Here is a 14,323-nt window from a genome sequence, read left to right as displayed (position 1 = left end):
GAGTCAAAGAAGACTGAAGAATGAAAGGAGGCCAGAGAACTGCACCTCGGCGGTCACATTTAGCTGAGCTCGTTTTCGATGAAATCGAAGAGATCGTCGTCCGACGCCCCGTCAAGCCGCTGCGTAATGCTCTCAGTGTCCGACGCCCCGCCCTCGCCACCGTTCAGCTTGGCGAGGAGCACCTGGAGTCGGGATGCGATGGCCATTCGCTCGGCGTTGTCCGGCTCAGCCGTGGAAAGTGATGCCTCGAGTTTTTCCAGATCCGCGATCAGCGGAGTGGCGGATGTCCCTTCGTCGGGCAGTACGCCCGCTCGTACGTGTTCGGCGAGAGTCCTTGCGTTGGGATAGTCGAAGACCAGCGTGGTCGGCAGCCGGAGTCCGGTGTCCGCGTTCAACCGGTTTCGGAATTCTACCGCCGTGAGCGAGTCGAATCCCAATTCCTTGAAGGCACGGTCGGATTCCACGCCCTCCATACCGGAGAAACCGAGAACCGCGGCCGCGTGACCGCGCACCAGGTCGAGGACGGCGCGCTCCCGTTCGCCCGGAGCCAGCGCGAGAAGCCGCTCCCTCAGGCGCGATCCGCCCTCCGCATGGGTCTCCTCGGCGGCACGGGCCTGCTCCAGGGCCGATATGACCTCGGGCAGTTCGCCGATGAGCGGGCTGGGCCGTCCGATCGTGAACGCGGGGGCGAATCGCTCCCAGTCCACATCCGCGACAGTCACCAGACCTTCGTCACCCGAGACCGCCCCCTGCAGCGCGGCCATAGCCAGACCGGGCGCCATCGAGGGCAGGCCACGACGCGCCAGCTGGTCGCCGCCGTCGCCGGCCGCCATACCGCCCTCGCCCCAGGGGCCCCAGGCCACCGCGGTACCGGTGAGGCCCCGGGCACGCCGGTCCTCCACCAGCGCGTCCAGGTAGGCATTGGCCGCACCGTACGCGGCCTGGCCACCACTGCCCCACACACCGGCGATCGAGGAGAAGACCACGAACGCGTCGAGTTCACGGTCGCCCAGCAGCGCGTCCAGATGGCCGGCTCCCGCCGCCTTCCCCGACACCACCGACGCCGCGTCCGCCAGCCCCATCCCCGCCAGCTCGGCGGCCTGCTCCACACCGGCCGCGTGGAAGACGGCCCTCAGCGGGAACTCCTCCGGAACGGCGTCCAGCACCGCGGCCAGTCGCTCGCGGTCGGCCACATCGCAGGCCGCCACGGTCACCCGGGCGCCCAGCGCCTCGAGCTCCGCACGCAGCTCGGGCGCGCCCGGTGCCTCAAGGCCCCGGCGACTGGTCAGCACCAGATGCTCGGCCCCCTGGCTCACCGCCCACCGCGCGATCCGAGCACCCAGCGCGCCCGTACCACCGGTCACCAGCACCGAACCGCCGGCCCGCCACGACCGCTCCGCACCCTCACCGGCCCCGGCCCTCACCAGGCGCCGTACGAAGACCCCCGAACCGCGCACGGCGATCTGGTCCTCATCGCTCCCGGCGGACAGCACACCCACCAACCGGCCCACGGCCCGCTCGTCCAGCACCTCGGGCAGATCGACCAGACCACCCCACACCTCGGAGTGCTCCAGCCCCACGACCCGGCCCAGACCCCACACCTGCGACTGCGTCACGCCGGCGAGCCGGTCCGAACGCCCCACCGATACCGCACCCCGCGAAGCACACCACAGCGGAGCCCCTGCACCCACCTCCACCAGCGCCTGCACCAGCGTCAACGTGGAAGCGAAGCCGCCGGACAGCGCGGGGTGTTCCGGGCAGGGCTCCTCGTCCAGAGCGAGCAGCGACAGGATGCCACCCAGTTCGGGCACATCCGCGACCATCTCACGCAGCCGCTCCCCCAGGACCACGGCGTCAAGGTGATGCTCATCCACCACCAGCGACACCACATCCGCGCCATGCCGCCCGAGCCCGGAGACAACGCCCGCCACCAGTTCGTCCTCGGCACGCGACGCCGGAACCACCGCCAGCCACGTCCCCGACAGCGACCCACCGGTCATGTCCGCGACCGGCTTCCACGACACCCGGTAGCGCCAGCCGTCGATCGTCGACTGCTCGCGGTTGCTCCGGTGATACGCGGACAGCGCGGGCAGAACCGCGCTCAGCGGCGTATTGCCGTCGACGTCGAGCGCCTCGGCGAGCGCTTCGAGATCCTCGCGCTCGACCGCCTCCCAGAATCGCGCGTCCACCGAATCCGCGGCGGTCGAACCGGCATCCCGGCCGCCACCGGCCGCGGACGTCTCCGGCCAGAACCGCTCGCGCTGGAACGCGTATGTGGGCAACTGCACATGGCTGGCACCGCGGTCCGCGAATACCGATTCCCAGTTCACCGCGCCACCGTGCGCATGCAATTCGGCCAGCGCCGTCACCAACGCCCCTGTTTCGGGGCGCTGCTTGCGCAGCACAGGAACCAGCATTGCCGCCGAAGTGTCTTCGGCGCTTTCCGCGAGGCAGTCCTGAGCCATCGCGGTGAGCACACCATCGGGACCCACTTCCAAGAACCTGGTCACACCCAACGCCTCAAGCGAACGTACCCCATCCGCGAACCGAACCGCCTCACGCACATGCCGAACCCAGTAATCCGGAGAACACATCTCCGCTTCCGATACCAGCCCACCGGTGACATTGGACACCAGCGCCATGGTCGGCGGTTCAAAAGAGACCTCACGGACCACGTGGCCGAACGCGTCCAACATACTGTCCATGAGGCAAGAGTGAAACGCATGCGAGACCCGCAAACGCCTAGTCTTTGCCCCCTTCGCCGTCCATGTGTCCGCCACCTCCTGGACCGCTGCCGCATGGCCGGCGATCACCACTGCCGACGGACCGTTGACCGCCGCGATGCTCATCTCGTGCTCGCGGCCGGCGAGTGACGCGGCGACCTCCTCCTCGGATGCCTGGATGGCCACCATCGCGCCGCCCTCGGGCAGCGCCTGCATCAGCCGACCGCGGGCCGCGATCAGCGTGCACGCGTCCTCCAGCGAGAACACCCCGGCCACATGTGCCGCCGCGATCTCACCGATGGAGTGCCCGATCACCACATCCGGGGTGATGCCGAAGTGCTCCAGCAGCCGGAACAGCGCCACCTCGATGGCGAACAGCGCCGGCTGGGTGAACGCCGTCTGATCCAGCAGTTCGGCATCCGCACTGCCCTCGGCCGCGAACATCACATCCCGCAGCGGACGGTCCAGCACCACATCCAGGTGCGCGCACACCTCGTCCAGCGCCTGGGCGAACACCGGGAACGCCTCGTACAACTCCCGCCCCATGCCCAGGCGCTGCGCGCCCTGGCCCGAGAACAGGAACGCCGTCTTGCCACCCGGTACCGCCTGCCCCTGGACGACGCCGGAGGCGATCCCGCGCCCGGCCACGGCCTCAAGACCACGCAGAAGGGCTTCCCGGTCCTCGCCGACCAGCACGGCCCGGTGCTCGAACACCGAGCGGGTCGCCAACGAGTACCCCACGTCCAGCGCCCCGAGGTCGGCCCGGGCCGCCACATGCGTGTGCAGCCGTTCGGCCTGCGCCCGCAACGCCTCCGGGCTCTTCCCGGAGACCAGCCACGGCACCATGTCCATCGAATCGGCCGTTCCGGGGGTCGCGGGGTCCGAGACCTCGGACCCCGCCACGGCGGGGGCCTGTTCGATGATGGTGTGCGCGTTGGTGCCGCTCAGTCCGAACGAGGAGATACCCGCTCGGCGCGGTCGGTCCGTCTCCGGCCACGCGGTCGTCTCGGTCAGCAGCCGCACCTCACCCGCCGACCAGTCCACCTGCCGCGACGGCTCGCCCACATGCAGCGTCTTCGGCAGCACGCCGTACCGCATCGCCATCACCATCTTGATGATCCCGGCGACACCGGCGGCGGCCTGCGTATGGCCGATGTTCGACTTGATGGCCCCCAGCCACAGTGGACTTCCCTCCGCCCGGCCCTGGCCGTAGGTGGCCAGCAGCGCCTGCGCCTCGATCGGGTCACCCAGCATGGTGCCGGTGCCGTGCGCCTCCACCGCGTCCACCTCGGCGGCCGACAGTCCGGCACTGGCCAGCGCCTGCCGGATCACCCGCTGCTGCGACGGGCCGTTCGGCGCCGTCAGACCGTTCGACGCGCCGTCCTGGTTAATGGCGCTGCCACGCACCACCGCCAGCACCGGGTGACCATTGCGGCGGGCGTCCGACAGCCGCTCCACGAGCAGCATGCCGATGCCCTCGCCCCACCCGGTGCCATCCGCCCCGTCGGAGAACGGCTTGCACCGACCGTCGGGAGCGAGTCCACGCTGACGGCTGAACTCCACGAACGCACCCGGTGTCGACATCACCGACACACCACCGGCCAGCGCCAGATCACACTCGCCCTGGCGCAGCGCCTGCATGGCCATGTGGAGTGCCACGAGCGACGAGGAGCACGCGGTGTCCACCGTCACCGCGGGTCCCTCGAGACCGAAGGTGTAGGAGATGCGCCCCGACGCCACGCTGGCCGCACTGCCCGTGCCCAGGTGACCCTCGAGGTCACCCTGCGCGTCCATCCACAACCCGGCGTAATCCTGGCCGTTCGTGCCGACGAACACACCCGCCCGGGTGCCCCGCAGCGACTCCGGAGCGATACCGGCCCCCTCGAACGCCTCCCACGACGTCTCCAGCAGCAGCCGCTGCTGCGGGTCCATGGCGACCGCCTCGCGCGGCGAGATCCCGAAGAACCCCGCGTCGAAGTCCGGGGCACCGTAGAGGAAGCCGCCCTCGCGTGCGTACGACGTGCCGAACCGCTCGGGGTCGGGATCGTACAGCCCGTCGAGGTCCCAACCGCGGTCGGCGGGGAACTCGGCGATGGCGTCGCCGCCCTCGGCGACCAGCCGCCACAGCTCCTCCGGAGTATGGACATCCCCGGGGAAGTGGCAGCTCATCGCGACGATCGCGATCGGGTCACTGTCCACGGCGACGGCCCTCGGCTCGGCCGCGGCCACGGCCGGCCGGGTGGTGCCGAACGCCTCGGCGTCCAGGTAGTCGGCCAGTTCGACGGCGCTCGGATAGTCGAAGACCAGCGTGGCCGGGAGACGCAGCCCCGTCGCGAGGTCCAGCCGGTTGCGCAGCTCGACCGCCGTGAGGGAGTCGAACCCGAGGTCGCGGAAGGCCCGGCCGGGCTCGACCGCCTCCGCCGAAGCATGGCCGAGCACAGCGGCCGCGTGCCCCCGTACCAGTTCCAGTACGGCCAGGTTGCGCTCGGTCGCCGACAGTCCGGCGAGCTTCTGGGCGAAGGTGGCGGCTTCCGCCTCGGCACCGGCCTCGACCGCGGTCAGGTGCTTGTGCGCTTCGGGGATGTCGCTGATGAAAGCACCGCCGCCGGACGCGGCATGTGCCGAGGCCAGACGCTCCCAGTCGACGTCCGCGACGACGAGTGCCGCCTCGTCATGGCCGACGGCCCAACCGAGCGCCGCCACGGCCAGCGCCGGGTCCATCGCGGCCACCACACCACCGCGCACCCGTTCCCCGGCGCGACCCTCCACGGCCATACCGGCCTCGGCCCACGGCCCCCAGGCGACCGCCGTACCGGCGAGTCCGGCGCCACGACGCAGCACCGCGAGCGCGTCCAGGTGGGCGTTGGCCGCCGCGTAGGCCCCCTGTCCGGCGCCGCCCATGACGCCGGCGAACGACGAGAACAGCACGAACGCGTCGAGATCCAGATGTGCCGTCAGTTCGTGCAGCTGCCGGGCGCCCGCCACCTTGGCGCCGAGCACCCCGGCGACCCGGTCGACGGACAGGCCGTCCAGCACACCGTCATCCAGCACGCCGGCCGCGTGCACCACTCCACGCAGGGGGAACTCCTCGGGGATCCCCGCCAGCAGCTCGGTGAGCGCTTCGCGGTCGGCCACATCGCACGCGACCACGGAGACCAGCGCGCCCATGGCCTCGAGTTCCGCCTTGAGCTCGGGCGCACCGTCGGCCGCCAGGCCGCGGCGGCTGGTGAGGACGATGTGCTCCGCGCCCTCGCGCACCGCCCAACGGGCCACATGCGCGCCCAACGCGCCCGTACCACCGGTCACCAGAACCGAGCCGGTCGGCCGCCAGGCTCCGCCACCCGACGACGCGACACGCGCCAGCCGCCGGCCGAACACTCCGGAGCCCCGCACCGCCGCCTGGTCCTCGGCGCCCTCGGCGCCCTCGGCGGACAGCACACCGGCCAGCCGCCCGACGGCACGCTCGTCGAGTACCTCGGGCAGATCGACCAGGCCACCCCAGATTCGGGGGTGCTCCAGCGCGGCGACCCGGCCAAGGCCCCACACCTCCGCCTGCACCGGGCTGGTGAGCCGGTCGGAACGCCCCACCGAGACCGCGCCCCGCGAGGCGCACCACAGCCGAACGCCCATGTCCAGCCCGGCCAGGGCCTGCACCAACCGCAGGGTCAGCGCGAGTCCGGCCGCGACCACCGGCTCCTCGACGAGGGGCTCCTCGTCCAAGCCGAGCAACGACAACACGCCGACCTCGGACTCACCGTCGAGTGCGGCGAGCAGTGCTCGGGCCAGCCCGTCGGCGTCCGTGTCGGCGGCAACCGTCACCGGTACCGCCCGGGCGCCGTACTTCTCGAATCCATGGCGGATCGACGTGGTGACGTCGCTGTCCGCCAGTCCGGCCGGCACCACCAGCAGCCAGGTCCCCGACAGGGACCCGGTGGCCAGGTCCGGGACCGGCTTCCAGGAGACGCGGTAACGCCAGCCGTCGACCGTGGCCCGGTCGCGCTGCTGCCGACGGTACGACGACAGCGCGGGCAGCAACTCGCTCAGCGAGCCCTCCCCGTCGATGTCCAGCGCCTCGGCGAGAGCCTCCAGGTCCTCGCGCTCAACCGCTTCCCAGAACCGGGCGTCCACGCTGTCGGCGGCGGAGCCACCCGACGCACCACCCGCGTCCTCCAGCCAGTAGCGCTGTCGCTGGAAGGCGTAGGTGGGCAGTTCGACCTTCCGCGCACCGCGTCCGGCGAAGAGCTGCTCCCAGTCGACGGTGACGCCGTGGGCGTGGAGTTCGGCCAGAGCCGTCGTCAACGCCTGCGGCTCGGGGCGGTCCTTGCGCAGCACCGGCACGACGACCGAGGCCGATGCGTCCTCCGCCGTCAGGCACTCCCGCGTCATCGCCGAGAGCACCCCGTCGGGGCCCACCTCCAGGAAGGTGGTCACGCCCTGCGCCTCGAGTGCCCGTGCCCCGTCCGCGAACCGCACGGCCTCCCGCACGTGGCGCACCCAGTACTCCGGCGAGCACACCTCGTCCGCACCCGCCGACTTACCCGACACGTTGGAGACCAGCGCGATCGAGGGCGGGGCGAACGACAGCCCCTCGACGACCTTGCGGAAGTCGCCCAGCATCGCGTCCATACGGGGCGAGTGGAACGCGTGGCTGACCCGCAGTTGGCGGGTCTTACGGCCCTGCTCCGCCCACTGTCCGGCGATCTCCAGCGCCGCGGCCTCGTCGCCCGCGATCACCACGGAGGTCGGCCCGTTGACCGCGGCCATGCTCACCTCGGCCTCACGACCGGCCAGCGACGCCGCGACCTCCTCCTCCGACGCCTCGACGGCCACCATCGCGCCACCCTCCGGCAGCGCCTGCATCAGACGACCACGAGCGGCCACCAGCGTGCACGCGTCCTCCAGCGAGAACACCCCCGCCACATGCGCGGCGGCGATCTCACCGATGGAGTGACCGATCACCACATCCGGCGTCACGCCCCAGTGCTTCAGCAGCCGGAACAGCGCCACCTCGACCGCGAACAGCGCGGGCTGGGTGAACGCCGTCTGATCCAGCGACTCGGCATCCACACTCCCCTCCGCCGCGAACATCACGTCCTTCAGCGGACGGTCCAGCAGCACATCGAGGTGTGCGCACACCTCGTCCAGCGCACGCGCGAACACCGGGAACGCCTCGTACAACTCCCGCCCCATGCCCAGGCGCTGCGCACCCTGACCCGAGAACAGGAACGCGGTCGAACCCGACGTACGCGCAGCGGACTGAATCACACCAGGGGCGGTCTCACCGGCCGCGACAGCCTCGAGCCCGCGGAGCAGTTCAGCACGGTCCGCGCCCGTGACCACCGCACGGTGTTCCAGGACCGAGCGCGTCGCCACCAGCGAGTAGCCCACATCCAGCGCACCCAGTTCGGTGCGCTCCATCAGACGCGACCTCAGCCGTTCGGCCTGGGCGCGCAGGGCTTCCGGGCTCCGGCCGGAGAGCGCCCAGGCAAGGACGCCGCGGTCCTCGGCGGGAGCCTCGTCCCGCACCGCCTCGTCGTACACCGGGGCCTGCTCGATGATGGTGTGGGCGTTGGTGCCGCTCACACCGAACGCCGACACACCGACCCGGCGCGGCTGCCCCGTCTCCGGCCACTCGATGGCCTCGGTCAGCAGCCGCACCTCACCCGCCGACCAGTCCACCTGCCGCGACGGCTCGTCGACATGCAGCAGCTTCGGCAACGCACCGTGCCGCATGGCCATCACCATCTTGATGATCCCGGCGACACCGGCGGCGGCCTGCGTATGGCCGATGTTCGACTTGAGCGCGCCCAGCCACAGCGGGCGGCCCTCCGGCCGCTCCTGGCCGTACGTCGCGAGCAGCGCCTGTGCCTCGATCGGGTCGCCGAGCATGGTGCCGGTGCCGTGCGCCTCCACCGCGTCCACCTCGGCGGCCGACAGGCGGGCGTTCGCCAGCGCCTGCCGGATGACCCGCTGCTGCGAGGGGCCGTTCGGCGCCGTCAGACCGTTCGAGGCGCCGTCCTGGTTGATGGCGCTGCCACGCACAATTGCCAGCACCTGGTGGCCGTTGCGCTCGGCATCGGACAGCCGCTCCACCAGCAGCATGCCCACACCCTCGGACCACCCCGTGCCGTCCGCGGCGTCCGCGAACGGCTTGCAGCGGCCGTCGGGCGCCAGTCCACGCTGGCGGCTGAACTCCACGAAGGCCGTCGGCGTGGCCAGCACGGTGACACCGCCGGCGAGCGCCATGTCGCACTCGCCCTGACGCAGCGCCTGCGCGGCCTGGTGCAGGGCGACCAGCGACGAGGAGCACGCCGAGTCCATCGTCATCGCGGGCCCCTCGAGACCCAGGGTGTAGGAGATACGACCGGACACGACCGATGCCGAGTTACCGGTCAGCAGCTGTCCTTCCAGCTCCTCGGCCAGCTCGCCGCCACCGGACCCGTAACCCGAGGTGGCGGCCCCCACGAACACGCCGATCTGGTTGCCGCGCACGGACGTGGGAGCGATACCGGCGCGCTCGAACACCTCCCACGAGGTCTCCAGCAGCAGCCGCTGCTGCGGATCCATGGCGAGCGCCTCACGCGGCGAGATCCCGAAGAACGAGGCGTCGAACTCGCCCGCCTCGTGCAGGAAACCGCCCTCGCGCGAGTAGAACGTGCCCGAGCGCTCGGGGTCCGGGTCGTACATCCCGTCCACGTCCCATCCGCGGTTGGACGGGAATTCGGAGATCGCGTCGCTGCCGCCGACCACGAGGTCCCACAGATCCTCCGGGCTGTGCACCCCGCCCGGGAAGCGGCAGCTCATGCCGACGATCGCGATCGGATCGTCATCGACCCGAGCCGCCACCGCCACCGGCCCGGCCACCGCACCCCGCGTGCCCAGCACCTCGGCACGCAGGTGGTCCGCCAGAATCGACGCGTTCGGGTAGTCGAAGACGAGCGTCGCCGACAGGGCCAGCCCGGTCTCCGCGTTCAGCCGGTTACGGAGCTCCACCGCCGTCAGCGAGTCGAAGCCCAGCTCCTTGAACGCGCGCTCGGCGTCGACCGTCTCCCCACCGGTGAACCCGAGGACCGCGGCCACATGGCCACGCACCAGGTCGAGCAGGGCCCGGTCGGTCTCCGCCTCGGTCAGCCCCGCCAACCGCTCCCGCAGGCCCGACGAAGCATCCGCCCCGCCGGACGCGCCCGCGGCCTCGAGCACCTTCGCGACCTCGGGGAGGTCTCCGATCAACGGGCTCGGCCGCCCCAGGGTGAACGAGGGGGCGAACCGCTCCCAGTCCATATCGGCGACCGTCACCGCACCGTCGTCACCCGCGATCGCGCCCTGCAAGGCGGCGATGGCCAGCCCCGGAGCCATGACGCGCAGGCCACGACGGGCGAGTTCCCTCTCCGCCCCCTCCGCGGCCGCCATACCGCCCTCGGCCCAGGGGCCCCAGGCCACGGCGGTACCGGCGAGGCCCCGCGCACGGCGCTCCTCCACCAGCGCGTCCAGATAGGCGTTGGCGGCGCTGTACGCGGCCTGGCCACCACTGCCCCACACACCGGCGATGGACGAGAAGACCACGAACGCGTCGAGCTCTCGGTCGCCCAGCAGCTCATCCAGGTACGCGGCCCCCGCGGCCTTCCCGGACACCACCGCCGCCGCGTCCGCCAGGCTCATCCCCAAAAGCTCGGCCGCCTGCTCGACACCCGCCGCGTGGAACACCGCGCTGAGCGGGAACTCCTCCGGAATGTCATCGAGGACAGCGGCCAACGCGTCACGGTCCGTCACATCACACGCCACCACGGTCACCCGCGCGCCCAGCACCTCGAGCTCATCGCGCAGTTCGGCAGCGCCCGGCGCGTCGAGGCCGCGTCGGCTGGTCAGCACCAGATGCTCGGCACCGCTGCGCGCCAGCCAACCGGCCACCTGGCCGCCCAGCGCGCCGGTGCCACCGGTCACCAGCACCGTGCCACGCGCCCGCCACGGCCGCTCCGCTCCCACACCCGCGTCAGCCCGCACCAGACGCCTGGCGAACACCCCCGAGCCACGGATCGCGACCTGGTCCTCGCCATTCCCCGCGGACAGCACACCGGCCAGCCGCACCGCACCGCGCTCATCCAGCGACTCGGGCAGATCCACCAGACCACCCCACACCGCGGAGTGCTCCAGCGCCACCACCCGTCCCAGGCCCCAGACCTGCGACTGCACCGCGCCGGTCAGCCGGTCCCAGCGCCCCACGGACACCGCACCACGCGTACCGCACCACAACCGGGCCGGAACATCCGCCTCGACCATTGCCTGCGCCAGCACCAGGCTCCGCGCATAACCACCCGACAGTGCCGGATACTCCGAGTTCGGCTCCTCGTCCAGGGCGAGCAGCGACAGCACACCACTCAGCTCGGGCGTCTGCCCGACCACCTCACGCAGCCGCCCCGCCAGCACGCTTCCGTCCAGGTCCCGCTCGTCCAGCACGAGCGAGACCACGCCCGCACCATGCCGCTCGAGCCCGGCGACAACCCCCGGGACCAGTTCGTCCTCGGCGCGGGACGCCGGAACCACCACCAGCCACGTCCCCGACAACGACCCCTCGGCCACGTCCGGGACCGGCTTCCACGACACCCGGTAGCGCCAGCCGTCGATCGTCGACTGATCGCGGCTGCTGCGCCAGTATGCCGACAGAGCGGGCAGCACCGCGCCCAGCGACGCCTCATCCTCGAAGTCCAGCGTCCTCGCGAGCGATTCGAGGTCCTCCCGCTCCACGGCCTGCCAGAACCGCGCGTCCACCTCGTGGCGGATGCCGAGATCGGTACCGGCCGCATCGGCGGACTTCTCGGCCCAGTAGCGCCGACGCTGGAAGGCGTAGGTCGGCAGGTCGACCCTGCGGGCCCCGAGACCGTCGAAGGCCGAGGTCCAGTCGACGGCGGACCCGTGAACGTGCAGCCTGGCCAGCGCCGTGGTCAGGGCCACGACCTCCGAGCGGTCCTTGCGCAGCCCCGGCACGATCACGGGCGCCGAGGCGGGCTCGGACCGTTCCGACAGGCAGTCCTGCGCCATCGCCGAGAGCACACCGTCGGGACCCACCTCCAGGAGGGTGGTCACGCCCTGTCCCTCGAGTGCCCGCACTCCATCCAGGAAGCGCACGGCCTCCCGCACATGCCGCACCCAGTACTCCGGCGAACACACCTCGGCGTCCGAGGCCACCCCACCGGTCACATTGGAGACCAGATCGATGGAGGGCGCGGCGAACGAGAGCCCTTCGACGACCTTGCGGAAGTCGTCCAGCATCGCGTCCATGCGCGGCGAGTGGAAGGCGTGGCTGACCTTCAGCCGGCGGGTCTTGCGGCCCTGCTCCGCCCACTTCTCGGCGATCTCCAGCGCCGCTCCCTCGTCACCGGCTATGACCACGGCGGCCGGGCCGTTGACGGCCGCGATGCTCACCTCGGCCGCACGACCGGCCAGCGACGCCGCGACCTCCTCCTCCGACGCCTGCACCGCCACCATGGCGCCGCCCTCGGGCAGCGCCTGCATCAGCCGGCCACGGGCCGCGATCAGCGTGCACGCGTCCTCCAGCGAGAACACCCCGGCCACATGCGCGGCCGCGATCTCGCCCACCGAGTGGCCGATGAGGACATCCGGGGTGACGCCGAAGTGCTCCAGCAGCCGGAACAGCGCCACCTCGATGGCGAACAGCGCCGGCTGGGTGAACGCCGTCTGATCCAACAGCTCGGCATCCGCACTGCCCTCGGCCGCGAACATCACATCCCGCAGCGGACGGTCCAGCACCACATCCAGGTGCGCACACACCTCGTCCAGCGCCTGGGCGAACTCCGGGAAGGCGTCGTACAGCTCCCGCCCCATGCCCAGGCGCTGCGCGCCCTGGCCCGAGAACAGGAACGCGAGGGTGTCCTCGACACGTGTCGTGCCCTGAATGACCTGAGCCGCGTTCTCGCCGGTGGCCAGAGCCTTCAGGCCGCGGAGGAATTCGTCCCGGTCCCCGGCGACCAGGGCCGCACGGTACTCGAAAGCCGATCGCGTCGTGGCCAGGGAGAAGCCGACGTCCGTCAGCGCCGGCTCCGAGTGGGCGCTCAGATGGGCGTGGAGCCGGCCGGCCTGGGCGGCGAGCGCCTCCGCGCTCTTGCCGGACAGCAGCCATGGCAGGACAACGGACCGCTTGGCCTCGTCCCCCTCGGGGGCCGTCGTCTGGGGCTGTCCATCACGGTCGGCTTCCGGAGCCTGCTCGATGATGGTGTGCGCGTTGGTCCCGCTCACCCCGAACGAGGAGATACCCGCCCGGCGCGGTCGGTCCGTCTCCGGCCACGCGGTGGTCTCGGTCAGCAACCGCACGTCACCCGCGGACCAGTCCACCTGCCGCGACGGCTCATCCACATGCAACGTCTTCGGCAGCACACCGTGCCGCATCGCCATCACCATCTTGATGACACCCGCGACACCAGCAGCGGCCTGGGTATGGCCGATGTTCGACTTGATGGCACCCAGCCACAGCGGACTGTCCGCCGACCGCTCCTTGCCATACGTCGCCAGCAGCGCCTGCGCCTCGATCGGGTCACCCAATGTGGTACCCGTACCGTGCGCCTCCACCGCGTCCACATCCGACGCCGACAACCCCGCACTCGCCAGCGCCTGACGGATCACCCGCTGCTGCGACGGGCCGTTCGGTGCCGTCAGACCGTTCGAAGCGCCGTCCTGGTTGATGGCGCTGCCCCGCACCACCGCCAGCACCGGGTGACCATTCTTGCGCGCGTCCGACAGCCGCTCCACGAGAAGCATGCCGACGCCCTCGGACCAACCGGTGCCATCCGCCGCGTCCGCGAACGGCTTGCACCGGCCATCAGGGGCGAGCCCCCGTTGCCGGCTGAACTCCACGAAGGCACCCGGCGTCGACATCACCGACACACCACCGGCCAGCGCCAGGTCACACTCGCCCTGACGCAGCGCCTGCATGGCCATGTGCAGCGCCACCAGCGATGCCGAACACGCCGTGTCCACCGACACCGCGGGCCCCTCAAGACCCAAGGTGTAGGAAATACGCCCCGACACCACGCTGACCGCGCTACCCGTCAGATAGCCCTCGAGCCCACCTTCTGCCTCGAGAAGATGAGTCGAGTAGTCCTGACCGTTCGTGCCGACGAAAACCCCGACCGGCTTGCCACGCAGAGACAGTGGGTCAATACCGGTTCGCTCGAACGCCTCCCATGACGCTTCGAGCACCAACCGCTGCTGCGGGTCAGTCGCCACAGCCTCACGGGGAGATATTCCGAAGAACTGCGGGTCGAACTCGTCAGCCTCGTAGCAGAAACCGCCCTCTCGGGCGTAACTCGTCCCCGGATTGTCCGGGTCCGGGTGGTACAGCCCCTCGGTGTCCCAGCCGCGATTCGTCGGAAACCCGGAGATGGCGTCGACGCCATCGACGACGAGTTGCCACAGTTGCTCCGGGGTGTGCACGCCTCCAGGAAAACGACAGCTCATCCCGACAATGGCAATGGGCTCACGCGACGCCGCGACCAGGCGCTGATTCTGTAGCTTGAGGCGGTCGTTTTCCCGCAAAGAAGCGCGCAGCGCTTCGACAACTCTCTCGGAGGACGTAGCCATCAGTAGCT

1 protein-coding gene is annotated in these 14,323 nt (G+C 71.0%); it reads right to left on the bottom strand.

Annotated features, from left to right (window positions below):
* Positions 1-59: 59 nt before the first annotated feature.
* Positions 60-14,315: a type I polyketide synthase gene (locus CGL27_RS45905; protein WP_119993598.1), complete on the bottom strand. Its 14,256-nt coding sequence runs from the start codon at positions 14,313-14,315 to the stop codon at positions 60-62.
* Between the last annotated feature and the right edge of the window lie 8 nt (positions 14,316-14,323).

The organism is Streptomyces sp. 11-1-2 (assembly GCF_003595545.1).
In the GTDB taxonomy this organism is placed as follows: domain Bacteria; phylum Actinomycetota; class Actinomycetes; order Streptomycetales; family Streptomycetaceae; genus Streptomyces; species Streptomyces hygroscopicus_B.
Note: the sequence above shows the minus strand (reverse complement) of the source record. Positions and strands in the feature narration are given on the sequence as shown.

Coding starts and splice junctions, on each gene's coding strand:
- CGL27_RS45905 (WP_119993598.1), bottom strand. CDS start 14,315: ATGGCTACGTCCTCCGAGAGAGTTGTCGAAGCGCTGCGCGCTTCTTTG.